The following is a 25401-nucleotide window of genomic DNA, read 5'->3' as shown; positions in this document are numbered from 1 at the left end:
GGTGGCGGGACAGCGGGGGCGGCAGGGCCGATCCTCCCGCGTCCGCGCCACCGGCCTCGTGATCACCGCGCTGCTCGCCAGCGCCTGCCGTGCGGCCCGCCTCGTCACGGCGGCGGCTACTTCTCCCAGCCGATCCTGCTGTAGTCCTCCCCCGCCAGGCCGAAGGCCCCGTAGTTGGCCAGGCCCTTGCGAGTCGCCACCACCTCCGGCCGCTGGTAGAGCTCGACGGTGTGGCCGAGCTCCCAGATCTTCGCGTCCGCCTGGTTGTAGAGCTTCGCGGCCTCCGCCGGGTCGACCGCCCCGGCCGCCTTCTTCAGCAGGTCGTCGATCTCCTGGCTGCCCAGTCGCGAGGGGTTGCTGAAGCTGTTGTCGCCCACCGGCAGCCGGAAGTTGGACAGGCTCTTGGACAGCGGGAAGGAGTCGGTGTTGCGCCAGCTCGCGATCTCGAACTTGCCCGGGTTCACGTACTTGGTGAAGAAGTCGTTCGCCGGCACCTTGTCCAGGCTGACCTTGGCACCGGCCGCCTGCCACATCGCCACCGCCGCGGTGGCCAGGTCGATCTGGGCCTGCGGGGTGGAGTCGTTGAGCACCCAGTGCAGTTCCAGCGGCCGGCCGTCCTTGGTGCGCGGCTGACCGCTGCCGGCCTCCTTCCAGCCCGCCTCGTCCAGCAGCTTCTTCGCGGCGGCCAGGTCGAACCTGGCCCACTCGCCGGAGGTGTCCTGGTAGCCGGTCTGGTTGGGCATGAAGATGTGGTTGCCGAGCGGCTTGAACTCCACCGGCACCCCGTTGTTGGCGATCTTGATCAGCGCGGAGCGGTCCAGCGCCTTGCCGAGCGCCTGGCGGACCTTCTGGTCGGCCAGCGCGCCCGAGCCGCCGAAGGAGATGTGCACCTCGTCCCACGGGCTGGCGCTGCGGATCACGGTGTCCTTGGCGTTCTTGAGCTGCCCGTAAGCGGTGGCGGTGCCGGCCGCGGCGTAGTCGATCTCGTTGTTGAGGTACGCCTGGGTCGTCGCCGACTGGGACATCACCCGGAAGGTGATCTTGTCGACCTTGGCCCTGGTGCCCCACCAGGCCGGGTCCGGGACGAGGGTCAGGGTCTGCGCGGTCTTGTCCGCCGTACCGACCTTCAGCGCGCCCGCCGTGATCGGGATCTTCTCCACCCAGCCCTTGTTGAAGTCGTCCGGGGTGGAGATGCCGGCCGCCGGGATCAGCGGGCGGAACAGGTTCTGCCAGTCGGCGTACGGCTCGGCGAAGGTGACCTTCACCTCGGTCGGGTCCGCGCCCTCCTCGACCGCGGAGATCTGCTCGTAGCCGGAGGGGTCGGAGACGTTGTACGCCGGGTCCTTGCCGCTCGCGGCCTGCCAGTCGGCCTTGAAGTCCAGGTAGCCGAGCGGCTTGCCGTCCGACCACTTGGCCTTGGGGTTGAGCTTGTAGGTGACCACCTGCGGCGAGGTCGAGGTGACCTTGGCGTCCACCAGGTAGTCCGGGTTGGGCAGGAAGGTGCCGGCGGCGTCGGTGGTGAAGAGCGAGGGCTCCAGGTTGCGCATGATCGACACCGCGGAGCCGTAGAAGCCGTCCACCTGCAGCGGGTTCCACTGGGTGATCCACTGGTACAGCGGGAAGCGCACCTCCCCGCCGTCCTTGAGCTGGTCCGCCGGCTTGGGGTTGAGGTCGTTGGCACCCGTGCCCGGCGGTTCGGTCTTGGCCACGTCGCCGGACGAGCCGCCCCCACCCGAGCTGCACGCGGTGACCGCCAGCGCGACGGCGACGGCGAGGGCGGTCGCCCGGCCGAGACGGCGGGCCGTGGTGGAAGCGTCCATGAGGGTCCCCCTGGGATTGGTGACGCGAGTCGGGGCGCGCGAGGTGTGACGAGGCTTGAGCGTGGGCAGCCAATTCGGCACCGGGCGAGCAGAACGTAACAGCGGATCAGATCCGCCACCAGGGGGAGGAACGCACACCTGATCCAAAAGTCACACGCGGCAACACGGGCGCAACACCACCTCAGCGACCCGGTGCTTCACTCTGACCAGCGCTTTCCCGAATCCCGCTCCCCACCCGCCCACTGACGCCCCGACCGGGCCCGGAACGAAGGCCACCACCCGATGCCCACCAGACGCGTCGGCCCCACCCGCACCGCGACGGGCGGCCGTTGATGCTCCGCTACCTGGCGAAGCGGCTGAGCTACTACGCGGTGCTGCTGATCGCCGCCGTCTTCCTGGCGTACGCGATCTCCGCGACCGCCCTGCAGCCGCGCACCTACTTCGACGCCAAGGTCCCCCGCCCGGCCGCCGAATCGGTCGAGCGCCAGCTCACCGCGCTCAACCTGAACGACCGCACCCCGGTCGTCGAACGCTTCGGCCACTGGGCCGGCGGGCTGCTCCACGGCGACCTCGGCCGGACCATCCACGACACCCCGGTCACCGACGACTTCGGCCGCCGGGTCTGGGTATCGCTGCGGCTGCTGCTGATCGGCAGCCTGCTCGGCATGGTCCTCGGCGTCGCGGCCGGGGCCTGGAGCGCGGTGCGCCAGTACCGGCTCTCCGACCGGCTGCTCACCGTGCTGTCCTTCGTGCTGCTCTCCACCCCGGTCTTCCTGGTCGCGCTCTTCCTCAAGAACGGCGCCATCGCCGCCAAGGACGCGGCCGGCCACGACGTCATCCCGTTCACCGGCTACGAGACCCCGGGCCTCACCGGCGGCCTCGGCACCCACCTCGCCGACTGGGCGCTGCACCTGCTGCTGCCCACCATCTCGCTGGCCCTCGGCGGCCTCGCCACCTACAGCCGCTACCAGCGCGGCACCATGCTCGACGTGCTCGGCTCCGACTACCTGCGCACCGCCGAGGCCAAGGGGCTCACCCGTCGGCAGGCGCTGCTCCGGCACGGGCTGCGCACCGCGGTGATCCCGATGTCGACCATGTTCGCCTACAGCTTCCTGGGCATCTTCACCGGCGCGATCTTCACCGAGACGATCTTCGGCTGGCACGGCATGGGCGAGTGGCTGATCCAGTCGATCAACGAACAGGACGTCAACTCCGTGGTGGCCGTCAACCTCTTCACCGCCGTCGTCGTCCTCGCCTCCGGCTTCCTCGCCGACACCCTGCACGCCGCCCTCGACCCGCGCGTGCGGTCCTGACCGGAGGCGATCCCCACCATGACCACCACCGTCGCCGACTCCCCCGCCCCGGCCGCCGCCCCCCGGTCCACCGGCCGCGGACGGCTCGTCCTCGGCCGGCTGCTCGCCGCCCGCGGCGCCGTCGCCGGGGCCGTCGTCGTCCTGCTGCTGTTCGCGCTCGCCTTCGGCGGCCCGTACCTCACGCCCTGGGACTACGCCGCGCCGGACTTCTCCGCGCTGCACCAACCCCCGTCCGCCCAGCACTGGTTCGGCACCAACGGGGTCGGCCAGGACGTCTTCGCCCAGACCGTCCGCGGGCTGCAGAAGTCTCTGGTCATCGGCCTGCTGGTGGCGCTGTTCTCCACCGTGCTGGCCTCCCTGGTCGGCGCCTGCGCCGGCTACTTCGGCGGCTGGGCCGACCGGAGCCTGATGTTCCTGGTCGACCTGCTGCTGGTCTTCCCGTCCTTCCTGATCATCACCATCGTCTCGGGCCGGCTGAAGAGCGCCGGCTGGATCGCCTTCGTCCTGCTGCTCGCGCTGTTCAACTGGATGATCACCGCCCGGGTGGTCCGCTCGATGACCATCTCGCTGCGCGAGCGCGAGTTCGTCCGCGCCGCACGGTTCATGGGCGTACGACCGCTGCGGATCATCAGCCGGCACATCCTGCCGAACGTCGCCTCCTTCCTCATCATCGACGCCACCATCGCGGTCGGCGGCGCCGTGATGAGCGAGACCGCGCTCTCCTACTTCGGCTTCGGGGTCAAGGCCCCGGACGTCTCGCTCGGCACCCTGCTCGCCGCCGGGACGAGCGAGGCCCCGGTGTTCCCCTGGCTGTTCTACTTCGCCGCCGGGCTGCTGGTGGTCTTCGTCCTCGCCGTCAACCTGATCGGGGACGGGCTGCGCGACGCCCTCGACCCCACCTCCGGGTCGGCGCCCCGCCGTTCGCGGTCCGCCCGCCGTTCACCCCGCACCCGTCGTTCCGTCAGCGGCCCCCGTGCCGCCAGCCGTAGGAAGCGCCCGTGACCACCGTCGTCGAAACCCCGCTGCTCGCCGTCCGGGACCTCCGGGTGGACTTCGCCGGGCCCGACGGCCCGGTCCCCGCCGTCCGCGGGGTGGACCTCACCCTGCGGCGCGGCGAGACCCTCGGCATCGTCGGCGAGTCCGGCTCCGGGAAGTCCGTCACCGCGCTGTCCGTGCTCGGGCTGCTGCCCGGCACCGCGAGCGTCAGCGGCTCGGTGCGGCTGGACGGCCGGGAACTGGTCGGACTGCCGGGCCGGGAGCTCGCCGCGATCCGCGGCCGCCGGATCGCCATGGTCTTCCAGGACCCGCTCTCCGCCTTCACCCCGGTCTACCGGATCGGCGACCAGATCGCCGAGGCGGTCCGGATCCACCAGCGGGTGGACAAGGCCACCGCGCGCCGCCGGGCCGCCGAACTCCTCGACCTCGTCGGCATCCCGGCGCCCGACCGGGCCCTGGACAGCTTTCCGCACGAGTTCTCCGGCGGCATGCGCCAGCGCGCGATGATCGCCATGGCGGTCGCCAACGAGCCCGACGTCCTGCTCGCCGACGAACCCACCACCGCGCTCGACGTCACCATCCAGGCCCAGGTGCTGGACGTGCTGCGCACCGCCCGCCGGGAGACCGGCGCGGCGCTCGTCCTGGTCAGCCACGACCTCGGGGTGATCGCCGGGACGGCCGACCGGGTCGCGGTGATGTACGCCGGCCGGGTGGTCGAGACGGCCGGGGTGGACGAGCTGTTCGCGGCCCCGCGCCACCCGTACTCGCTCGGCCTGATCGGCGCGCTGCCCCGGCTGGACGGGCGCGGCGGCCCGCTCGTGCCGATCCCCGGCGCCCCGGCGCCGATGGCCGAACTGCCCCCGGGCTGCCCGTTCGCGGCCCGCTGCCCGCTGGCGGAGGAGCGCTGCTCCGCGGTCGAACCCGCCCTGGAAGGGACGGACGGCCACCTGTCGGCGTGCGTACGGTCGGCCGAGCTCGCCGAGCGGCGTCCCGCACCGGCCGAGGTCTACCCCGTCCCGGAGCCGCCCACCGCCACCGCCGGCCCCGGCGACCGCTCCGCCCGCACCCCGGTGCTGTCGGTGAGCGGGCTCGGAAAGACGTTCCCGCTGCTCAAGGGCACGGTGTTCAAGCGCAAGGTCGGCGAGGTGTACGCGGTGGACGGCGTCGACCTAGACCTGCGGGAGGGCGAGACCCTCGGCCTGGTCGGCGAGTCCGGCTCCGGCAAGTCCACCACCCTCTTCGAACTGCTGCGGCTCGGCGCCCCGGAGACCGGCCGGATCGAACTGCTCGGCCGGGACACCGCCGCGCTCACCCGGGCCGAGGCCCACCGGCTCCGGGCCCGGGTGCAGATCGTCTTCCAGGACCCGATGGCCAGCCTCGACCCCCGGATGCCGGTCGGCGACATCGTCGCCGAACCGCTGCTCGCCCAGCGCGCCCCCCGCGAGGAGATCGCCCGCCGGGTGCCCGAGCTGCTGCGCCAGGTCGGCCTCGACCCGGAGCACGCCGTCCGCTACCCGCACCAGTTCTCCGGCGGCCAGCGCCAGCGCGTCTCGATCGCCCGGGCACTCGCCGTCCGGCCCGAGCTGCTGGTGCTGGACGAACCGGTCTCCGCGCTGGACGTCTCCATCCAGGCCGGGGTGCTCAACCTGCTCCAGACGCTCAAGGCCGACCTGGGCCTGTCCTACCTGTTCGTCTCGCACGACCTCTCGGTGATCCGCCACCTCGCCGACCGGGTCAGTGTGATGTACCTCGGCCGGACGGTCGAGCAGGGCGAGGTCTCCGCCGTCTTCGACCACCCCCGTCACCCGTACACCCGCGCCCTGCTCTCCGCCGTCCCGCTCCCCGACCCCGCCGCCGAGCGTGCCCGCGACCGCATCCTGCTGGCCGGCGACCCGCCCCCGCCCACCGAGCGCCGCACCGGCTGCGTCTTCCGCACCCGCTGCCCCCGCTACGCCGGGCTCACGGCCCCGGCCGACCGGGCCCGCTGCGAGCAGGAGCGGCCGGCCCTGGTCGGCGGCGCGCCGACGGCGGACCACCAGGCGGCCTGCCACCACCCGGAGCCGACGGCCGGAGGGGGTGGCGGACGGTAGCCACTCGAACGCGATTCGGTGGATCGGGTCGGCGGCGTGTAGAGTCTTCGACGTCAGCAGGCGCCGCTAGCTCAGTTGGTTAGAGCAGCTGACTCTTAATCAGCGGGTCCGGGGTTCGAGTCCCTGGCGGCGCACATGGCAAGGTCTCAGGCCGTCCACTCCGGTGGGCGGCCTGAGGCGTTTCCGGGCCCCGGCCAGCGGGTTGCAGCGGGTGCCCGGTGAGTGCCGCTGGACGCCTCAGCGGGTGTCGAGCACCGCCGAGGCCACCGCGTCCGGACGGTCGAACATCACCAGGTGCCCGGCGGGGGCGGTGGTGCGGAAGTCCGCCCCGAGCAGGGCCGCCAGCTCCCGCTGCCGGGCCAGCCAGTCCTCGGCGCGCCGGGTCCGGCAGCCGTCGTCGGCGGCCAGCACGGTGACCGGCAGGTCCTCGGCCAGCGGCCGGGTGCGCCGCAGCCGGTTTAGCTCGGCGGCCGTGTCGAGGTAGCGGCCGTTCTCCCGCAGCAGCGCGCGCAGGGCCCGCCCGGTGCGGTAGCAGCGCCGGACCAGCGGCGCCGGGGCGAGGTCCTCGCGGCGGACGGTGGACAGCCGGGCCGTGGTCCGGCGGACGGCCGGGCCGAGCAGGTAGGGCACGGCGAGGGCGGTGGCGGCACCGGCCAGCGCCCGGGCCGCCAGGTCGCGCGCGGCCGGCGCCGGGTACGGCCGGACCCCCGCCTCCACACTGCCGTCCACCAGCACCAGCCCGGCGGTCCGCTCGGGGTGCAGCCGGGCGAAGGCCTCGACGTGGAAGCCCGCGAGCGAGTGGCCGACCACGGTGCAGGGCTCGCGCAGCCCGAGGCCGTCCAGCACCGCCCGGATCCGCCCGGCCTCGCCGGCCGCCGTCGGCGCGGGCCGCCCGGTGGCGGGCTCGGCGGCGCTCAGCCCGTAGCCGGGACGGTCGAAGCGGACCACGGTGCGGTAGGGCGTGAGGAACGGGACGACCAGGTCCCAGTCGAACCAGCTGCTGCCGAGGCCGCCGGAGAGCAGGCAGGGCGGACCGTCGCCCTCGACGCGGACGTGCAGCGGGACGCCGTCGACGCGCAGGAAACACGTCCGGCCGTCGGCCTCCGCCCCGGGAACGCTCATGCCGGCCTCCGGTCGGGGAGCGGCTCGGGCGGGCGGTGCCGGCCGTCGCCGCTCCGCTCATCACTGTCCTGGCCGTGCCGCTCGGCGCCGTCGGCGTCGGGCGGGTTCGGGCGGGCGGAGCGGGCCACGCCCAGGGCCAGCAGGCCGAGCCAGAGCGCGACCAGCAGCACCTGCAGCCGCTGCCCGGCCCCGAGCGCCCAGGTGCCGTGCCCGGCCTGGAAGGCGGCGATCGAGGCGAGGCTCCAGCCGGTGGCGAGCAGCTCCGCGCCCAGCAGCCAGGGGCCGAACCGGCGCACCGGCGCCCACCAGCGGTAGCGCCGTGCGGCCACGGTGAGCGAGACCAGCGCGGCGAGCGCCCCGGCCATGGCGAGGCTGCTGGTGACGGCGTGCGCGGTGTGGGTGGCGGGGACCAGCCCGGCGGTCTCCCGGGCGGCGCACATCTCGTCGCTGGTGGGGGTGCAGCTGAGCGGCAGCCGGGAGTCGGCGGCGGTCGCGGCGCCGAACAGGGCCAGCGCGGACCAGCCGGCCAGCGCCCAGCGGTGCCGCCGGGAGGCTCCGGCCCGGCCGGTGGCGAGGGCGGTGCCGGCGGCGGCGAGCAGGCAGAGCCCGGCGGCCAGGTCGGTGGCCCGGAACAGGCCGCCCAGCGGCTGGTCCTCGGCCGCGAGTTCGCTGATGTACGCCTGCACCGGGTCGAGCCCGGTGCTCAGCACGACCTCCAGGACCCAGGCGGTGTACGCCACGGCGCTGAGCAGCAGCAGGGCGGCGACCGTCGTCCGTGCGGCGCGGTGTCCCGACCTGCCGCGTCCTGGCCCGCCGGGTCGTGCTCGCGGGTGTCCTGGCTGGGAGCTGGGCACCGTTCCACCCTAACCAGCGGCGAACTCCGCCCCAACCGGAAGGAAAGGGACGGATCGGACGGCGGCCGCCGCGGTGGTCGGAGGCACCCCTCGGAAGCGTGTATTGTTTTCCAGGTCAGCAGGCGCCGCTAGCTCAGTTGGTTAGAGCAGCTGACTCTTAATCAGCGGGTCCGGGGTTCGAGTCCCTGGCGGCGCACAGACAGTTGGGGAGCCTCTCGCAGCAGCGAGGGGCTCCCCGATTTTTTGGCCTTCGACGTCCGTTTTGCGTGTGATGTCGGTCTCGATTGGCGATCCGCCGGAGCCATCCGGCCCGTTCTGCTCGTCCAGGGCAGTAAAACCGGAATCGGGACAAAGGTCCCCAACCGCCGATGTCCCCGTCCGTGCAGGCTGCCCCGGTGCGCCCGCAGGAAAGGCCGCGCTTTGTCCAGAAACGCCCAGAGCGGCCGTCGCTCGCCGTCGATCAGCCTCCGCCCGGTCAAGCGGCTCAAGCGCACCACCGGCCCGGCCGGCGGGTCCGTCGGGTTCGGCGGGTCCGGCGGGTCCGGCGGCAAGAAGTCGCGCCGCCCCAAGCGCACCGGCTGGCGCCGGCTGATACCCACCTGGCGGATGACCCTGCTCGGCGCCGGCTCGGCGCTGCTGCTCGGCATCGGCCTGTTCGCGCTGGGGATCGCCCTGGTGAAGGTGCCGGACGCACACGCCGCCGCGACCGCCCAGAGCAACACCTGGCTCTACTCGGACGGTTCGGTGCTCACCCGCACCGGCCAGACCAACCGGCAGAACGTCACCCTGGACAAGGTCTCCCCGGCCGCCCAGCACGCCGCGCTGGCCGCCGAGGACCGGGACTTCTACAACGAGGGCGCGGTCAACGTCCAGGGCCTGGCCCGGGCCGCGATCAACACCGCCAAGGGCCAGGGCACCCAGGGCGGCTCCACCATCACCCAGCAGTACGTGAAGAACACGTACCTGAACCAGAAGCAGTCCATCAGCCGCAAGGTGAAGGAACTGTTCATCGCCATCAAGGTGGACGCCACCGAGAGCAAGGACGACATCCTCTCCGGCTACCTGAACACCTCCTACTACGGCCGCGGCGCCTACGGCATCCAGGCCGCCGCCCAGGCGTACTTCGGCGTCGACGCGTCCGCCCTCGACGCCGCCCAGGGCGCCTACCTGGCCACCCTGCTGAACGCGCCGAGCGCCTACGACGTGGCCACCGCCACCGCGGCGGGCAAGCAGAACGCCGTCAACCGCTGGAACTACGTGCTCGACGGCATGGTCAAGGAGGGCTGGCTCCCCGCGGAGGAGCGGGCGCGGACCGCCTTCCCGGAGGTCCGCGACCCGCAGCCCAACCCGGGCCTGTCCGGCCAGGCCGGCTACCTGGTCGACGCGGCCACCCAGTACCTCACCTCCAGCGGGGTGATCAGCGAGGCCGAGCTGGCCAAGGGCGGCTACACGGTCAAGCTGAGCATCGACCCGTCCCGTCAGCAGGCCCTCCAGGACTCCGTCCAGGCCCAGCTGCACGACACCCTGAACCCGGACAAGCGGAAGAAGGACGCGGCCGCCCAGGCCGGCGCCGCCTCGGTGGACCCGAAGACCGGCGCGGTCGTCGCCCTGTACGGCGGCGTCGACTACGTGAAGCACTACGTCGACAACGCGACCCGGCGCGACTACCAGGCCGGCTCGACGTTCAAGGCGATCGCGCTGGCCGCCGCCTTCGAGAACGACGCCAGGACCCAGGACGGCCGCACCGTCACCCCGCGCACGGTCTACGACGGCACCAGCGGCCGGAAGGTCCGCGGCGGCAAGGGCACCCCGTACGCCCCGCCGAACGAGGGCGACAGGAGCTACGGCCAGATCAGCCTCCAGCAGGCCACCGACTGGTCGGTGAACTCGGCGTTCGCGCAGCTGGCGCAGGACACCGGGCTGCAGAAGGTCAAGGACACCGCCATCGCGATGGGCCTGCCCGGCAACACCCCGGGCCTCGACCCGGTGCCGTCCATCCCGCTGGGCGCGGCCACCCCGAGCGTGCTCGACATGGCGGGCGTGTACGCCACGCTGGACAACGGCGGCAGGCAGATCACCCCGTGGCTGGTCCAGTCGGTGGACCGCGAGGGCGAGAACGTCGCGCTGCCCGCGCACAAGACCACCCAGGCGATCAGCGAGGACACCGCCAACCAGGTCACCTCGATGCTCCAGGGCGTGGTGAGCGACCCGGGCGGCACCGGCTGGCGGGCGAAGGCGCTGGGCCGTCCGGCGGCGGGCAAGACCGGCACCACCGACGACCAGAAGTCGGTCTGGTTCGTGGGCTACACCCCCGAGCTGGTCACCTCGGTCGCCCTGTTCGGCCAGGACCCGGCCAACGGCGCCCAGGTCAGCCTGAGCGGCGTCGGCGGCATCGACGGCGCGGCGGGCGGCCAGTACCCGGCCCAGATCTGGACCAGCTACATGAAGGCCGCGCTCAAGGGCCAGCCGGTCGGCGACTTCCCGACCCCGGCCGGCGGCGACTCCGCGGGCGCCACCGACCTGCCGACCGCCCCGAGCACGCCGAGCAGCGGCCCGTCGACGGGCGCCCCCACCGGCGCTCCCAGCGCCGGTCCCACCACGACGCCGGGCGACGGCTCGGGCTCGACCCCGTCGGGCGGCACGGACGGCGGCGCGACCACCGCGCCGACGGCACCGCCGACCAGCCAGCCGACCACCCAGCCCACCAGGCCGCCCCGGCCCACCTCGAAGCCGACGCCGACCACCCCGCCGACCACGGCCCCGACCACCCAGCCGACCACCCAGCCCACGGGCGGGTCGGACGCGCTCGCGGGGGCGGGTGCCGGGTCGGGCTCCGGGGGCTGACGGGCGGGGAGTGGCGGGGGTGGGCTCGCGGGGGCGGGCTCTCCGGCGCCGGGTTCCCGAGGCCGGGTTCCCGGGGCCGGGTTGGCCGGGCTCCCCGGTCCGGGTGAGTTCGCCACTCCGCACAGTTGTGGGCAGGACCAAATGACGGAATGGCGCCTTACCCGATCACTCGTATGACTGTCACAATGCGGCGGTGCACAGATCAACGGCCTCGCCCACCCTCCCTTCGGGCAGAACCCTCGGCCTCGGCCTGGCGCTGGTCTCCGCCGTCGCCTTCGGCGGCTCCGGCACCGCGGCCAAGCCGCTGATAGAGGCCGGGCTCTCCCCGCTGCACGTCGTGTGGCTCCGGGTCACCGGGGCGGCGGTGGCGCTCCTCCCGGTCGCCTACCGGCACCGGCACGCCGTACTGCGCCGCCCCGGCCTGCTGCTCGGCTTCGGCCTGCTCGCCGTGGCGGGCGTCCAGGCCTGCTACTTCGCGGCGATCTCCCGCATCCCGGTCGGCGTCGCCCTGCTCATCGAGTACCTCGGGCCGCCGCTGCTGATCGGCTACGTCAAGTTCGTCCAGCGCAAACCGATCACCCGCGGCGCGGCCGTCGGCGCCGGCGTCGCGGTGGCCGGACTGGCCTGCGTCGTCGAGGTCTGGAACGGTCTGAGCTTCGACGCGCTGGGCGTGCTGTTCGCCCTCGGCGCGGCCGTCTGCCAGGTCGGCTACTTCGTGCTCGCCGACGCCGGCCGGCACGGCGACCGCCCGGTCGACCCGCTCGCCGTCAGCGCCTTCGGGCTGCTCGTCGGCGCCGTGCTGCTCACCGCCCTCACCCGACCGTGGCAGGCCGACTGGGGCCTGCTGGGCGGGTCGGTGGTGATGAACGGGCACTCCCTGCCCGCATTGCTCCCGGCCGCGTGGATGGTGCTGATCGCGACCGTGCTCGCCTACCTGACCGGCGTGATCTCGGTCGGCTACCTCTCGCCGCCGATCGCCGGGGTGGTCGCCAATCTGGAGGCCGTGGTCGCCACCGTGACCGCCTGGGTGCTGCTCGGCGAGCACCTCGGGCTGCCGCAGATCGCGGGCGGCCTGCTGGTGCTGACCGGCGCCTTCGCGGCGCAGGCGAGCAAGCCCGCGGAGGCGGGCGCGGGGCCGGGGAGCGAGGGGGCCGGGACGACCGGCTCCCGGGGCGGCGGATCCACGGCTTCGAGAGCCCGTGCTGCCGAGTCCGGAGCCGGCGGTCCCGGCGTCTCCGGGACCGAAGAGGCCGAAGCCGGAGCCGGAGCACGTGACCGGGTGACCGGGTGACCGGGTGACCGGGCACCGCCGAGGGCGGGGTCAGCGGCCGGTCCAGCCGAACCAGTCGAGGTGATCGAGCGGCCACACGACGGCCGACACCGGGCCGACCACGTCGTCCACCGGCACGGCGCCGCCACCCGGGCCGTGCTGGTGGTATCGGGAGTCCGCGGAGTCGCTGCGGTGGTCGCCCTCGACCCAGACGTAGCCCGAGGGCACCTTCACCGGCCCGAAGTCCAGCCCGGCGCAGGAGTCGTCCCCGGGGTGGAGGTACGGCTCGTCGACCTTCCGTCCGTCGACGGTCAGCGTGGTGCCCTGGCACTGCACGGTCTGGCCGCCGGTCGCGATGACCCGCTTGACCAGGTAGTTGTCGTCCTTCGGCGGCACCAGGCCGACGAAGCCGAGCACCGAGCTCACGGCGTTGGTGACCGGGTTGGGGTCGGTGGGCTGCGGCGGCAGCCAGCCCCCCGGGTCCTTGAACACCACCGGCTGCCCCGGCTCCGGCTCCCAGCCGGTCAGCGGCGCCAGCTTGTTCACGCCGACCCGGTCGCCGATCCGCAGGGTGTTCTCCATCGAGCCGGACGGGATGGTGAACACCTGGAACAGACAGGTCTTGATCAGCAGCGCGACCACCAGGCCCACCGCCACCATCAACGGCAGCTCGATCCACCACGGACGGGGGCGCCGGCCCGAGCGGCGGGCCTTGCGACCGCGCGAACCGCGCGCCCGACGACGGGCCTCGGCGCGGCCGCCGGACACCCCGTGAGCGTTCGACGCGGAGTCGCTGGGGGCTCCGGCTCCACTGGGCGTTTCGGGCAGGTTCACCGCCATCGTCGCTGCTCCACCTCTCCGGCTGGGGAAGTCTGCACGCTACGCCAACCGTGGAGCCTGACGAAATCGGTCATTTAGCCGCCGCCGACATCCCCGGGTGTCCCGGGGCCGCCCGGGGAACCGGCCCTTGGGCCGTTCGTGACCGCTCGGGGCCGGAGCCCGGGCCCCGGGCCGGAAGCTCCGGGCCGGCGGGGCCGGGCCGGCGGGGGGCCGGGCCGGCGGGGGGCCGGGCCGGCGGGGCCGGGTCTTACGGCTTTGGGCCGCCGGGGCCGGGTCTCAGGCGCGGGCGATGGCCTCGTGGTGACGGATGACCTCGGCGATGATGAAGTTCAGGAACTTCTCCGCGAAGACCGGGTCCAGCTTCGCCCCCGCCGCCAGCTCCCGCAGCCGCTTGATCTGGTCCCGCTCGCGCGCCGGGTCGGCCGGCGGCAGCTTGTGCTCGGCCTTGAGCCGGCCGACCCGCTGGGTCGCCTTGAAGCGCTCGGCCAGCATGTGGACCACTGCGGCGTCGATGTTGTCGATGCTCTCGCGCAGGCTGGTCAGCTCGGCCCGTACGGCGTCGTCGATCCCCTCGGTCAGGCCGGTCTCGGGGGTCGTGGAGTGGTCCGTCATCGGGGCGGCTCCCGGTGTCTGCGGTGGGCGCCCGGCCGTACGGCGGCCGGGCTCGGGCCCGGGCAAATCTAACAGGGCCCCCGCTCCGGCCCCGCACCGTCGGACGGAACCGTCCACGATCCGGACGCCGGTCCGGGACCGGCCGACGGCTCCGCACTCCGCCCGACCGCCGCGGCGTGACGCACCGGACCGTCGCGGCGTCTGCCCGTAGGCTGGGCGCGCATGACCTGACGTGACCGCTCGAACACTCCCTCGACACTGGAGGAACCGACCGTGGCAACCACCCGCACCGCCACCACCGCGTGGGAGGGCAACCTCATCGACGGAAAGGGGCTGGTGACCTTCGCCTCCTCCGGGATCGGCGAGTTCCCCGTCTCCTGGCCCGCCCGCGCCGAGACGCCCAACGGCAGGACCAGCCCCGAGGAACTCATCGGGGCCGCCCACTCCGCCTGCTTCTCGATGGCCCTCTCGCACGGCCTGACCGGCGCCGGTACCCCGCCCACCAAGCTGGAGACCCGGGCCGACGTCACCTTCCAGCCGGGGACGGGCATCACCGGCATCCACCTGACCGTCGTCGGCGAGGTCCCCGGGCTGGACGAGGCGGGCTTCGTGAAGGCCGCCGAGGACGCCAAGGCCAACTGCCCGGTCAGCCAGGCCCTGACCGGCACCACCATCACCCTGTCGGCCTCGCTGGCCTGAGCCACCGCCTCTCCCCTTCCTTTCTCACCTCTCGCCGGCACCGCCTCCGGACCCCTCCGCCCCTCGGCCCCCGGCCCGTTCCGCGCCACTTCCGGCGCGCGACCGGCGCCCAGGGGCGCAGCTTCGGCGCACGCGCCCCCGGTGCACATCATGTGATGTGCACCGGGGGCGTCTGCACGTACCGCCATTCATGATCACAAACCGGGCGAATCACCCTGCCGGCGGTCACCGCGCGTTGCCGTCGCGGCCTATGATCGGCCGCAGCGCCCTGTCCTTCCGGTGGGTCCCCGCGCGCCGGCGCCCCACGACGGGCGGCCCGTAGCGGACCGACTCCGAGGACCACGACAGAGTGCGGAGCCGACCGCCGGGTCCCGACTGGCCGGCCGGACCATCGTCAAGCGTCAGCAGCGGACGGGAGCATGCCGTGCCGGGCCAGAACGAGGGGGCCGACGCACACCACCGGGGCGTGCGGCACGAGGGATCACCGCGCCACCGCCACCTCGCCCCGCCGGTCCCGGGACCGGCCGCCGGATCCGCCACCGGGCCGGGCGCCGGACCGGACACCGGGCCGGGCGCGGGGGCCGTCACCGCCCGCAGCGCCTGCGGGACGCTCGCGGAGCCGGAACTGCTGCTCTGCCCGACCTGTTCGGCCCCGCTCACCGCCGACGCCCACCGGGACCGGGACCGGGCCCTCGCCGACGGCGGCACCGGCCGGACGGACGGTGGCACCGAGGGGGCCGAGGGAGGCACCGACCGGCTGCTGGCCGCGCTGCGGGCCAGCGAGTCCCGGTTCCGGGCCGCCTTCTGCGACGCCGTCATCGGCATGGCCCTGATCGACGCCGAGGACCGGATCATCGAGGTCAACCCCGCCTTCGCCACCCTGATCGGACGGGGCGTCGGAGACCTGGTCCGCACCCACCTGCACGAGATCATCGACCCGGAGGGCATGCCGGACCGGCTCTTCTCCGAACTCGTCCACGGGGAGCGGGAACGGTTCCGCGTGGAGAAGCAGCTCAAGCACCGCGAGGGCCACACGGTCTGGAGCAAGGTCACCGTCTCGCTGATCCGGGACGGCGCCGGGGAACCGCTCTACACCCTGGCGCTGGTGGAGGACATCACCGAGCAGCGCCGGCTCGGCGACCGGCTGGAGTACCAGGCCCTGCACGACCCGCTGACCCGGCTGCCCAACCGCGCCTCCTTCTTCGAGCGGCTCGACGCCGCCTGCCTCGCCCCGGCCGACGGGACGGGCCCGACCGGGGCCTCGGGCGAACGCCGGGTGGGGGTCTGCTACCTGGACCTGGACGGCTTCGCGGCGATCAACGAGGCGCTCGGCCACCACATCGGCGACCAGCTGCTGATCGCCGTCGCCACCCGGCTGCGGCACGGGTTCGAGGGGCGCGACACCCATCTGGTGGCCCGGATGGGCGGCGACGAGTTCGCCGTCCTGGTCACCGACAGCCTGGGCATCGCGCAGCTGACCGAGCTGGCCGACCGGATCCTGGAGATGCTGGAACGTCCCTTCGACGTCGCCGGGCACCGGCTGGTGATCACCGCCAGCGTGGGCGTGGTCGAGCGGTCCGTGCACGAGACCACCCCGACCGACCTGGTCAAGGACGCCGACGCCACGCTCTACTGGTCCAAGGCCGACGGCCGCGCCCGCTGGACCCTCTACGACCCGGACCGCGGCGCCCACCAGCTCACCCGGCAACTGCTCGCCACCGCGCTGCGCCCGGCACTGGAGCGCGGCGAGTTCACCATCGAGTACCAGCCACTGGTCGGGCTGGCCGACGGCACCGTGCACGGCGCGGAGGCGCTGGTCCGCTGGCGCCACCCCCGCTACGGGACGCTCTCCCCGGACCGCTTCATCCCGCTCGCCGAGGAGACCGGCGCGATCGTGCCGCTCGGGACCTGGGTGCTGGAGGAGTCCTGCCGGCAGGCCCGGCAGTGGCTCGCCGAGTTCCCCGAGACCGAGACCTTCGTGAGCGTCAACCTGGCCGCCCGCCAGATCTGGGACTCCGACATCGTCGCCGACGTCGCCCGGGCCCTCGAACGCACCGGCCTGCCGGCCCGGCTCCTCCAGCTGGAGATCACCGAGAGCGCCCTGCTCGGCCCCGGCGGCCGACCCCTCCAGGCCCTCCAGGCGCTCGCCGACATGGGCGTGCGGATCGCGATCGACGACTTCGGCACCGGTTACTCCAACCTGGCCTACCTCTCCCGGCTGCCGGTGCACGTGCTCAAGCTGGACGGCACCTTCATCGAGGGCTTCCGCGAGCCCGCCCCGGCGGACCGCCCCGGCCGTCCGGAGCTCGGCTCCCGCCGCAGCGACGCGGACGAGCAGATCGTCGGCGCGATGGTGCAGCTCGCCCACACCCTCGGCCTGACCGTCACCGCCGAGGGCATCGAGAGCGCCGCCCAGGCCGAGCGCCTGCGGCTGACCGGCTGCGACACCGCCCAGGGCTGGTACTTCGCCCGCCCCGGCGAGGCCGAGCTGGTCGCGGCCATACTCCGCGAGGGCCGCCCCGCCCTGGACGGCGGCAGCCGCCGGGGCTGAGGCGGGGGACTCGGCTGCCGGGCGTGGGCCGCGACGGGGCGGCGGCCGGTCACGCGGTCGCCGTCGCGGCGTCCCCGTCAGGCACGTTCCTGTCGCCGGGTCGTTCCCGTCAGGCTGTTCCTGCCCTCCCGACGGCGGGGCGGCGCCTCCGGGAGGTCATCGCGGGGAGGTCGTCGCGGGACCATCGCCGGGGCGCCGCCGTCACGCGGTCGACGTCAGGCCGTACGCCTCGGCGATCAGGCCGTACGAGCGGAGGCGGGCCTCGTGGCCGTGGATGTGCGAGGTGACCATCAGCTCGTCCACGCCGGTCCGCTTGCGCAGCGCCTCCAGCCCGTCGGCGACCCGGCCCGGGTCCCCGAGCACGACGTTGTCGAGCCAGCTGTCGATGAAGTCCGCCTCGACCGGGCTGTACGGGTACTGCTCGGCCTCCTCCGGAGTGGGGATCGGGCCGGGGTTGCCGCGCCGCAGCCGGAGCATGCCGAGGGCGGCGGAGCGGGCCAGGCGCCGGGCCGAGGACTCGTCGTCGGCGGCGACCGCGCTCACGCCGATCAGCGCGTACGGCTCGGCGAGCACGGCGGAGGGGCGGAAGGACGACCGGTAGAGGTCCAGCGCCGGGAGGGTGTTGGCGCTGCTGAAGTGGTGGGCGAAGGCGAACGGGAGGCCGAGGCGGCCGGCCAGCTGGGCGCTGAAGCCGGAGGAGCCGAGCAGCCAGACCGGCGGGCGGTTCTCACCCTTGGGGACGGCCGTCAACCGGGCGTACGGGTGGCCGTCCGGGAAGTCCCCGTCGAGGAAGTGGGTCAGCTCGGCGAGCTGCTGCGGGAAGTCGTCCGCGCCCTCGGCGAGGCCGCGGCGCAGCGCCCGGGCGGTGGCCGGGTCGGTGCCGGGGGCGCGGCCGAGTCCGAGGTCGATCCGGCCGGGGTGCAGGGCCTCCAGCAGGCCGAACTGCTCGGCGATGGCCAGCGGGGCGTGGTTGGGGAGCATGACGCCGCCGGAGCCGAGCCGCAGCGTCGTGGTGTTGGCCCCGAGGTGGGCGAGCAGGACGGCGGGGGTGGAGCTGGCCACCCCGGGCATGCCGTGGTGCTCGGCCACCCAGAAGCGGTGGTAGCCCCACTGCTCGGCCCGGCGGGCCAGCTCGGTGGTGGCGGCGAGGGCCTCGGCGGGGGTGTGGCCGACGCCGACGGTGGCCAGGTCGAGGATCGAGAGCGGAGCGGGTGCCGTTCCCCGGGCGGTGCCCCGGATCGCCGCGTCGGCCGTCGGCCCGGTCGCGTGCTCCTGCTGGTCCTCGGTGGTCATCCCGTCCGCCCTCCTGGCTGCCGTCCTTGAGCCGGCCGTCATGGCTGACCGCGCGGGCCCGGGTGGCCCGCCGGTCGCTGTCGCCGACGGGGGTCAACCACGGCCGGGGGCTGACTGTTCCCGCCTCCGGGATGTCGTCCGGCCAGGGTCCAGTCGGGTTTCGGCCATTTCGCACGGAAGTCGGATTGAAGGCCCGGCTGACGCAGAGCCAGCGAACGGACACGGCTGGCGACTTCCCGCCAGCGCCGGAAGTCGCCAGCACGAGGTCTCGCGGCAGCGGGCGGGCGTCCGGCAGGCTGGGGATCAGGAGCGGGTCGCCGGAGCGGGACCCGCACTCCACCAGCAAGATCGTCGGGCTGGACCAGCACCGGACGATCACTGCGAGCCCTCGGCGCGGCACCCCGCCCCGGGGGCTCGTTCCAGTTGCGGCGGCCCTTCGCCGCCGGGGCGGCCCGCCGACCGGCCCGACCGCACGACCGGCCAAGTCGCACGGTCCGCCGCCCGGAGCGCGGCCGGAATCAGCGGCCGTGATCCATGCCATACCGGGGTGCTTCATGGCATGAAAAGTCGAGGCGCTAGCGTTGACCCCTGCAGCCACCTGCTCCCCCGGGAGGCGTGGAGGGAGTAAGGGCCTTGAACTTCGTGGCGGCGGTCGGATCCTCGTGGATCTGCGCGCTGGCGCTCGTCGCCGTGCTCGGGGACGCCCTCCTTCCGTTCATCCCCAGCGGGACGCTGGTCATCCTGGCCGTGCTCAAGACGTCGCAGATCAACGGCGCGCCCCTGATGCTCGGACTTGGCGTGGCGGTGGCCTCCTTCCTGGGCGACCTCCTGCTGCTCAACCTCGCCCGGCGCGGCGCCCCGGTCCTGCACCGCCGGCTCGCCCGGCGCCCGAAACTGGCGGCCAGTGTGACCCGGGTCCAACAGGCCCTGGTCGAACGCCCGCACGGCGCGGCCGCCGCGATGGTGGTGATCGCACGGTTCGTCCCGGCCGGGCGGACCGTCCTCGACCTGGCCATCGGCCACTCCCCCACCCATCCGCACCGGTTCCTGCACTGGTCGGCACTGGCGGCGCTGATCTGGGCCGCCTACATCGTGACGCTGGGCTGGCTGAACAGCCACTGGTTCAACACCGCCTGGCTGAGCCTGGTGGTCTCCTGCGCGGCGGCGACCGCCATCAGCACCGCGATCGCGCGCATGGTGCGCCGCACCCGGCGGCTCGCCGCGCTCTGACGGTCCGACCGGCGACCGCTCCCTGACGGTGCGCCCGCGCCCCTTGGTCGTCCCGCTCCGGCGGACGCGCTCCGGCCGCCCGTTCCCCGCCCCGGCCGACATGCGCCGGCCGTCCCGTTCCGGTCGGCGCGCCCCGTAGCGGGCTTCGGGTCCGCCCGGCCCCGCAAGGGGCAAAAGTTTTCCCAAAAGGACGATCAACCGGGCCGAACGCTGACGAACTCCACCGGGGAGCGGGCTGCCCGGAGGTACCGTACTGACCGGGCCGCACGGGGGTGGACAGCGTCACAGGACGGCAACAGTCGACGCATCTCCGCAGCCCAGCCGGATGCGCCCAGCGTGTTGAGAGTCGTCAGTGCTCGACGACCTTGGTGGCCGTTGCGGCGGCATGACATGCTAACGGCGGAATAATCATCAATTGCCCGATTTGACCGGTGCGGTTGCGGACCGCCCTCACCACCGGCATCGGCACCCAGGGGAGACCATGACCAGCATCTCGCGCAGGACGGTGCTCAGTGCGACCGCTGCGACCGCGGCCCTCGGCGCGGTCGCGGCCTGCTCCAGCGGCGGATCCGGTTCGGGCCAGGGTTCCGCCTCTCCCGGCCCCAGCAGCACGAGCACCCCCCAAAGCGGCACCGGCGACCCCACCCAGGCGGTGGTGCCCAAGGGCACTCCGATCGGCGACGGCTCCAACGCGGACACCGGCCCGCAGCCGAACCAGCCCAAGCCCGAGAAGCTCAAGCCGGGCGAGCGGCCGCCGCAGTTCGTGGTCTTCTCCTGGGACGGCGCCGGCGGCACCGAGGACGGCCAGTTCCCCCGCTTCCTGAAGCTGGCGGAGCAGCACAAGGCCACGATGACCTTCTTCCTCTCGGGCATCTACGCCCTGCCCAAGGGCAAGGCCGACCTGTACCACCCGCCGAAGCACTCGGTCGGCGCCTCCGACATCCCGTACCTGTCGGACGGCGCGGTGAAGAGCACGCTCAAGCTCATCAGCCAGGCCTGGCTGGCCGGGCACGAGATCGGCACCCACTTCAACGGGCACTTCTGCTCCAGCCGTCCGGACAAGAACGGGGTCAACGTGTGGACCCCGGAGGACTGGCAGAGCGAGATCGACCAGGCGATCGGCTTCGTCACCCAGTGGCGGACCAACACCGGCTTCACCGACGTCGACCCGCTCCCCTTCGACTACAAGAAGGAGCTCATCGGCGGACGCACCCCGTGCCTGGAGGGCCAGAAGGCGCTGCTGCCGACCATCGCCAAGCTGGGCTGGAAGTACGACGCCAGCTCCTCGGGCGGCCTGCAGATATGGCCGCAGAAGGTGCAGGACGGCAAGGTCTGGGACTTCCCGCTGCAGTCCATCCCGTTCCCCGGGCACAACTTCCAGGTCCTGTCGATGGACTACAACATCCTGGCCAACCAGTCCAAGGGCAGCACCAAGGGCGACCCGGCCATGTACGGCGAGTGGCGCACCCAGGCCGCGAACTCCTACCTGGCGGGCTTCGAGCGCGCGTACAACAGCAACCGCGCGCCGTTCTTCATCGGCAACCACTTCGAGCAGTGGAACGGCGGCATCTACATGGACGCCGTCGAGGAGACCCTCAAGGCCGTCGCCGGCAAGCCCGACGTCCGGCTGGTCTCCTTCAAGCAGCTGGTCGAGTGGCTGGAGGTGCAGGACCAGTCCACCCTGCGCAAGCTGCGCTCGCTCAACGTCGGGCAGGCCCCGGCGGGCGGTTGGGAGAGCTTCCTCGGCACGGCCGGCTGACACCGGGCCGATCCGGACCGGCGTACCGGGCCGGCGCGTCGGACCGGCGTACCGGCCTGACGCGTCGAACGGCGGACGGCCGAAGCACCGGCGGCGGTCGGCGGGTCTCGAACCCGCCGGCCGCCGCCGTCCCGGTCGGCTCCCGGGCCGGCTCGGCTACCCGACGGCGAGGGCGTCCGCCAGCAGGATGCGGACGATGCGGTCCGCCCCGGCCTCGCCCCAGAGGATCGAGTAGTGGTTGGTGCCCGGCACCGGCGCGGCCGTCACCTTCTCCGGATCCAGCCCGGCAAGCCCGATCCGCGCGTGGTCGTAGAGGCCCTGCGGCTCGTCGAGCAGTCCGCGCTCGGCCCAGAGCAGGTCGGCCGGGCAGGGCAGCCGGTGCACGGCGGCGGCCGCGTCCTCGTCCAGCAGGACCTGGGCGCCGTCGGTCTGCACGGCCTCCAGCACGCAGGAGGAACGCAGTTCGGGCTCCGCGCCGACGAGGTCGCGCTGGGTGTAGGCGTCGATCCCCTCGGTCCACTCGCCGACGAAGGCGGGGTGCCCGCGCCAGAACTCCCGGTAGGCGTCCCGGTCCGGGAAGGTGGTGGACAGCCGGGCCAGCGCGGGGCCGAGCACCGCGGCCAGGGCGTCCTGCTCGTGGACGCCCTGCGGCAGCGGGAAGGTCACCGCCCCGTCGACCAGCAGGACGCGCCGGACCAGGTCGGGGTGCCGGACGGCGGCCAGGGCGGTGACCCAGGCCCCCATCGAGTGGCCGACCATCATGACGGGCCCCGAGCCGAGGGTGCCGATCAGCGCGGCCACGTCGTCGGCGTGCCGGCCCAGTCCGTACGGTCCGGCGACAGAGCGGCTGGCGCCGCGGCCGCGCAGGTCGGGCGCGAGCAGGGTGACCCGGCCGGCCAGCCGACGGGCGACCTCGTACCAGGCGAGGCCGTTGGCGGTGATGCCGTGCACCGCCACGACCGTCGGGGCCCGCGGGTCGTCGGACGGCCAGCGCAGGACGGCCAGGTCCCCACCGGGCACGGAGACGGTCAACTCCTCGGGCTTCAGCGGCGACTGGCTCACGCGGGGGTACCTCCGGTGGGGTGGGCGGTTCCGAGGCCGGCCGGCGCCGGAGCGGACCGACCGGACCGGCCGGCGCGGATGCGGGCAGGCAGTCTAGCCAGGCCGCCGGGCAGCAGGTAGACCACGGCGACGAACAGCGCGCCCAGCAGGAACAGGGGTTGGGAGAGCGGCACCCGCAGCGCCGCCGGCAGGTCGGCGACGGTCGACGAGTTGGCGAGGTCGCCGAGCCGGTGGCTCGCCCAGGTGTAGAGGACCCCGCCGAGCAGCGGCCCCCAACGGGTGCCGGAGCCGCCGAGGACGACCATGACCAGGAGCGCGAGCGTGGCGTCCGAGGTGGCGGCCTGCGGGGTGGCGCCGCCGGTCAGCAGCAGGTAGACCACCCCGCCCAGCCCGGCGAGCCCGCCGGCCAGCACGAAGGCGACCAGCTTGTAGCCGTACGGCCGCAGCCCGAGCACCTCGACCCGGCGCTCGTTCTCCCTGATGCCCTCCCAGACCCGGCCCATCGGCGAGTTGACGGCCCAGTGGACCGTGGCGAGCGTCAGCACCAGGTAGCCGACGGCGATCCAGTAGAGGTTGGCGGTGTTCTCGATCCCGAGCAGCCCGTCGGGCAGCAGCTCGGCCGGGGCGGAGCGGCCCTCCTCGCCGCCGGTGACGCCACCGGGGTTGCGCTGGACGAGGATCGAGCCGGCCTGGGCGAAGGCCAGGGTGACCATGGAGAAGCCGATGCCGGTGACGCGCAGGCTGACCGAGCCGAGCAGCAGGGCCAGCAGCACGGAGCAGGCGACACCGAACACCGCGGCGGCGGCGAACGGCAGTCGCAGCTCCAGCATGCCGAGGTCGGTGGCGTAGAGGCCGGTGGCGAAGTAGAGCGCGTGGCCGAAGGAGAGCAGTCCGGTGCGACCGAGCAGGAGGTCGTAACCGGTGGCGAGGGCCCCGTACAACAGGCACAGGGCGAGCAGTTGGAGGCTTCCGGGGCTGCCGAGCGGGCCGTCGAGCAGTCCCGGGACGGGAAGCGCACTGTATGGGGCGACAAGGAGCGTGATCAGCAGGGCGATCGGCCACCAGCGTAGCGCTCCGTGCACGACTGTCCAGCGATTAGTGACTGAATCACCTGTTCGAGGGATGGCGCCGGACCCGGCCCTGTGCTCACAATGGGTCTCGGCAAGGCCGGTGTCAGTCCCCCTTGCCACAGTGGCGGTGTCGGCGGAGCTGGTGTCAGTCCCCTCTGCTGGCATGGTGGTCACGGCAGGGCTGGTGTCAGTCCCCCCTGCCGGAACGGCGGCGCTGCGGCCGGCCGTGGGGCCGCCGGTGCTCGTGATCGGTGTTTCGGCGCTCACGCGAGCCTCCCGGTGAGTCCACGGGGTCGGACGAGAAGCAGCACGGCGAGCAGGACGACGACCGAGAGGTCGCCGAGCCCGGCGCCCGTGTAGTAGTTGGCGAACTGCTGGACGAGGCCGACGCCCACCGAGGCGACGGCGGCTCCGGTCACGGAGCCCATGCCGCCCATCACCACCACGACGAAGGCGAAGATGAGCAGGCCGGTCCCCTGGCCGGGATTGACCGAACCGAAGTAGAGGCCGCCGAGGGCGCCGCCCAGCGCGGCGGCCGCCCCACCGAGGGCGAAGACGAGGGTGAACGCCCTCCGGACGTCGATGCCGAGCGCCGTGACCATCGCCCGGTCCTCGACGCCGGCCCGGACGATCAGTCCGTAGCGGGTGCGGGCGAGGAACAACCGAAGAGTGAGCAGCAACAGTGCGGCGGCGGCCACCAGCACGAAGCGGTTGACCGGGACGGTCGCACCGAGCACGCGCCAGGTGCCGGACAGCAGCTCCGGCTGGGGGAAGGGGCGGGAGTCCGCGCCCCAGATCCCCATCAGCAGGGCGGGTACGGCCAACCCGACCCCGACGGTGGCAAGGATCTGGTCGCGCGGGCGGCTGTAGAGCGGCCGGATCAGGAAGAGCTCCAGCAGGACGGCGGCGGCCGTCCCGACCAGGGTGCCGAACGGCACAGCGAGCCAGAAGGAGAAGCCGGCCTCGACGCCGGCCCACCAGGTGGCATAGGCGCCGATGGAGAGCAGGGCGCCGTGCGCGAAGTTGAGCACGTCCATCAGACCGAAGATCAGCGACAGACCGGAGGCGACCAGGAAGTACAGCGCACCGAGACCGAGCCCGGTACAGAAAAGGAGGACGACGGTGTCCATCAGGGCTTCACCTCGGCGGTGACGACGGGAGTGGCCGGGGAGGCGGCGGGCCGGGGCCCGCCGGCGAGCGGGTGACGGGAGCCGACGCCGAGCAGGCGGCGGGCGGCCTCCTCGTCGGCCAACAGCTCGGCGGTGTCCCCGTGGTGGGCGGTGCGCCCGTCGGCCAGGACGGCACAGGTGCCGGCCAGCCGGCGGACGAGGGCGAGGTTCTGCTCGACCAGCAGGACGGGCACGGCCTCGGCCGCACGGGCCAGCACCTCGGCCACCTCGGCGACGACCTTCGGGGCCAGGCCCTTGGTGGGCTCGTCGGCGATGATCAACCGGTTGCGGTTGAGCAGCGTCCGGCCGATCGCCACCATCTGCTGCTGGCCGCCGGAGAGCGTCCCGGCCAACTGTCCGGCCCGCTGCTTGAGTTCGGGGAAGAGCTCGTGGACGAGCGCGTAGTTCGGCTCACCGGCCCCGTCCCCGATCCCAGCGGCGCGCTCGGCGAGGCGGAGGTTCTCGGCGACCGTGAGGCCGGCGAAGATCCCCCGGTCCTCGGGCGCGTAGCCGATGCCATGGCGCACGACCAGATGCGTGGGAAGGGAGGAGAGTTCGGCACCGGCGAGCCGGATGCTTCCGGTACGCGGCACCAGGCCCATGACAGCCTTGACGGTGGTGGTCTTTCCGGCGCCGTTGCGGCCCAAGAGAGCGGTCACCCCGGCGGGGGCCACGTCGAAGTCGACACCGTGCAGGATGTGCAGCCCGTCGATGACCACCCGCAGATCGCGGACGGAGAGGAGGGGATCGACAGCCGGCGACAGCGAGGAGGCGGAGTGCGCCGCAGGAGACGGGCGCTGAGCGGAG

19 protein-coding genes and 2 tRNA genes are annotated in these 25401 nt (G+C 73.5%); 11 read left to right on the top strand and 10 right to left on the bottom strand.

Features of this window, described 5'->3' with window-relative positions; all coding sequences use genetic code 11:
- Positions 1-116 precede the first annotated feature (116 nt).
- Positions 117-1820: an ABC transporter family substrate-binding protein gene (locus ACIQI7_RS28190; protein ID WP_401114965.1), complete on the bottom strand. Its 1704-nt coding sequence runs from the start codon at positions 1818-1820 to the stop codon at positions 117-119.
- Between the two features lie 332 nt (positions 1821-2152).
- Between ACIQI7_RS28190 and ACIQI7_RS28185 the strand changes: the two genes are divergently transcribed.
- From ACIQI7_RS28185 to ACIQI7_RS28170, 4 genes are all read left to right on the top strand, one after another.
- Entirely contained in the window at positions 2153-3133 is a 981-nt protein-coding gene (locus ACIQI7_RS28185) for an ABC transporter permease (protein ID WP_355255418.1), read from the top strand.
- An 18-nt stretch (positions 3134-3151) separates the two neighbouring features.
- Positions 3152-4135: an ABC transporter permease gene (locus ACIQI7_RS28180; protein ID WP_401114961.1), complete on the top strand. Its 984-nt coding sequence runs from the start codon at positions 3152-3154 to the stop codon at positions 4133-4135.
- Complete coding sequence (locus ACIQI7_RS28175) at positions 4132-6219, top strand: dipeptide ABC transporter ATP-binding protein (RefSeq protein WP_401114958.1); 2088 nt, start codon at positions 4132-4134, stop codon at positions 6217-6219. The genes ACIQI7_RS28180 and ACIQI7_RS28175 overlap by 4 nt, the downstream gene beginning before the upstream one ends.
- 60 nt (positions 6220-6279) lie before the next feature.
- Positions 6280-6353, top strand: a tRNA-Lys gene (locus ACIQI7_RS28170).
- 103 nt (positions 6354-6456) lie between these two features.
- On the opposite strand, the gene ACIQI7_RS28165 is transcribed toward ACIQI7_RS28170, so the two are convergent.
- Positions 6457-7341, bottom strand: a complete 885-nt coding sequence (locus ACIQI7_RS28165; protein WP_401114955.1) for an alpha/beta fold hydrolase — start codon at positions 7339-7341, stop codon at positions 6457-6459.
- Positions 7338-8099, bottom strand: a complete 762-nt coding sequence (locus ACIQI7_RS28160; RefSeq protein WP_401115122.1) for a DUF998 domain-containing protein — start codon at positions 8097-8099, stop codon at positions 7338-7340. The genes ACIQI7_RS28165 and ACIQI7_RS28160 overlap by 4 nt, the downstream gene beginning before the upstream one ends.
- A gap of 218 nt (positions 8100-8317) precedes the next feature.
- On the opposite strand from ACIQI7_RS28160, the gene ACIQI7_RS28155 reads away from it, so the two are divergent.
- From ACIQI7_RS28155 to ACIQI7_RS28145, 3 genes are all read left to right on the top strand, one after another.
- Positions 8318-8391, top strand: a tRNA-Lys gene (locus ACIQI7_RS28155).
- Positions 8392-8615: 224 nt separating this feature from the next.
- Entirely contained in the window at positions 8616-11039 is a 2424-nt protein-coding gene (locus ACIQI7_RS28150) for a transglycosylase domain-containing protein (RefSeq protein WP_401114952.1), read from the top strand.
- A gap of 193 nt (positions 11040-11232) precedes the next feature.
- Entirely contained in the window at positions 11233-12330 is a 1098-nt protein-coding gene (locus tag ACIQI7_RS28145; RefSeq protein ID WP_401114949.1) for an EamA family transporter, read from the top strand.
- Between the two features lie 30 nt (positions 12331-12360).
- Here the strand turns inward: ACIQI7_RS28145 and lepB are convergent, their stop codons facing one another.
- On the bottom strand, positions 12361-13077 hold the full coding sequence (lepB, locus tag ACIQI7_RS28140) for a signal peptidase I (RefSeq protein ID WP_401114946.1): 717 nt from the start codon (positions 13075-13077) through the stop codon (positions 12361-12363).
- Positions 13078-13425: 348 nt separating this feature from the next.
- The gene (locus ACIQI7_RS28135) at positions 13426-13761 is read right to left on the bottom strand and encodes a chorismate mutase (protein ID WP_387756997.1); all 336 of its coding nucleotides are present in this window, start codon (positions 13759-13761) and stop codon (positions 13426-13428) included.
- Between the two features lie 273 nt (positions 13762-14034).
- Between ACIQI7_RS28135 and ACIQI7_RS28130 the strand changes: the two genes are divergently transcribed.
- Positions 14035-14460 carry an OsmC family protein gene (locus ACIQI7_RS28130; RefSeq protein ID WP_401114942.1) on the top strand — a complete coding sequence of 142 codons (426 nt, stop codon included), beginning with the start codon at positions 14035-14037 and terminating at the stop codon, positions 14458-14460.
- 424 nt (positions 14461-14884) lie between these two features.
- Positions 14885-17011 (top strand): putative bifunctional diguanylate cyclase/phosphodiesterase, encoded by a 2127-nt coding sequence (locus tag ACIQI7_RS28125; RefSeq protein ID WP_401114939.1) that lies wholly within the window; start codon positions 14885-14887, stop codon positions 17009-17011.
- A gap of 201 nt (positions 17012-17212) precedes the next feature.
- On the opposite strand, the gene ACIQI7_RS28120 is transcribed toward ACIQI7_RS28125, so the two are convergent.
- Positions 17213-18304: an LLM class flavin-dependent oxidoreductase gene (locus ACIQI7_RS28120; RefSeq protein WP_401114936.1), complete on the bottom strand. Its 1092-nt coding sequence runs from the start codon at positions 18302-18304 to the stop codon at positions 17213-17215.
- A gap of 642 nt (positions 18305-18946) precedes the next feature.
- On the opposite strand from ACIQI7_RS28120, the gene ACIQI7_RS28115 reads away from it, so the two are divergent.
- Positions 18947-19534 (top strand): DedA family protein, encoded by a 588-nt coding sequence (locus ACIQI7_RS28115; RefSeq protein WP_387757067.1) that lies wholly within the window; start codon positions 18947-18949, stop codon positions 19532-19534.
- Positions 19535-20015: 481 nt separating this feature from the next.
- Positions 20016-21293: a hypothetical protein gene (locus tag ACIQI7_RS28110; RefSeq protein ID WP_401114932.1), complete on the top strand. Its 1278-nt coding sequence runs from the start codon at positions 20016-20018 to the stop codon at positions 21291-21293.
- Positions 21294-21449: 156 nt separating this feature from the next.
- Here ACIQI7_RS28110 and ACIQI7_RS28105 read toward each other — a convergent pair whose 3' ends face one another.
- The 4 genes from ACIQI7_RS28105 to ACIQI7_RS28090 all read right to left on the bottom strand — a co-directional run bounded on the left by ACIQI7_RS28105 (position 21450) and on the right by ACIQI7_RS28090 (position 25358).
- On the bottom strand, positions 21450-22355 hold the full coding sequence (locus ACIQI7_RS28105) for an alpha/beta fold hydrolase (RefSeq protein ID WP_401114929.1): 906 nt from the start codon (positions 22353-22355) through the stop codon (positions 21450-21452).
- Positions 22352-23437: a branched-chain amino acid ABC transporter permease gene (locus tag ACIQI7_RS28100; protein WP_401114926.1), complete on the bottom strand. Its 1086-nt coding sequence runs from the start codon at positions 23435-23437 to the stop codon at positions 22352-22354. The genes ACIQI7_RS28105 and ACIQI7_RS28100 overlap by 4 nt, the downstream gene beginning before the upstream one ends.
- A 251-nt stretch (positions 23438-23688) precedes the next feature.
- Positions 23689-24555: a branched-chain amino acid ABC transporter permease gene (locus ACIQI7_RS28095; RefSeq protein ID WP_401114923.1), complete on the bottom strand. Its 867-nt coding sequence runs from the start codon at positions 24553-24555 to the stop codon at positions 23689-23691.
- Entirely contained in the window at positions 24555-25358 is an 804-nt protein-coding gene (locus tag ACIQI7_RS28090; RefSeq protein WP_401115118.1) for an ABC transporter ATP-binding protein, read from the bottom strand. The genes ACIQI7_RS28095 and ACIQI7_RS28090 overlap by 1 nt, the downstream gene beginning before the upstream one ends.
- Positions 25359-25401: the final 43 nt, after the last annotated feature.

This window comes from Kitasatospora sp. NPDC092039, assembly GCF_044756065.1.
GTDB lineage: Bacteria > Actinomycetota > Actinomycetes > Streptomycetales > Streptomycetaceae > Kitasatospora.
Note: the sequence above shows the minus strand (reverse complement) of the source record. Positions and strands in the feature narration are given on the sequence as shown.

Coding starts and splice junctions, on each gene's coding strand:
- ACIQI7_RS28165 (WP_401114955.1), bottom strand. CDS start 7,341: ATGAGCGTTCCCGGGGCGGAGGCCGACGGCCGGACGTGTTTCCTGCGC.
- ACIQI7_RS28120 (WP_401114936.1), bottom strand. CDS start 18,304: ATGACCACCGAGGACCAGCAGGAGCACGCGACCGGGCCGACGGCCGAC.
- ACIQI7_RS28110 (WP_401114932.1), top strand. CDS start 20,016: ATGACCAGCATCTCGCGCAGGACGGTGCTCAGTGCGACCGCTGCGACC.
- ACIQI7_RS28190 (WP_401114965.1), bottom strand. CDS start 1,820: ATGGACGCTTCCACCACGGCCCGCCGTCTCGGCCGGGCGACCGCCCTC.
- ACIQI7_RS28180 (WP_401114961.1), top strand. CDS start 3,152: ATGACCACCACCGTCGCCGACTCCCCCGCCCCGGCCGCCGCCCCCCGG.
- ACIQI7_RS28135 (WP_387756997.1), bottom strand. CDS start 13,761: ATGACGGACCACTCCACGACCCCCGAGACCGGCCTGACCGAGGGGATC.
- ACIQI7_RS28095 (WP_401114923.1), bottom strand. CDS start 24,555: ATGGACACCGTCGTCCTCCTTTTCTGTACCGGGCTCGGTCTCGGTGCG.
- ACIQI7_RS28185 (WP_355255418.1), top strand. CDS start 2,153: ATGCTCCGCTACCTGGCGAAGCGGCTGAGCTACTACGCGGTGCTGCTG.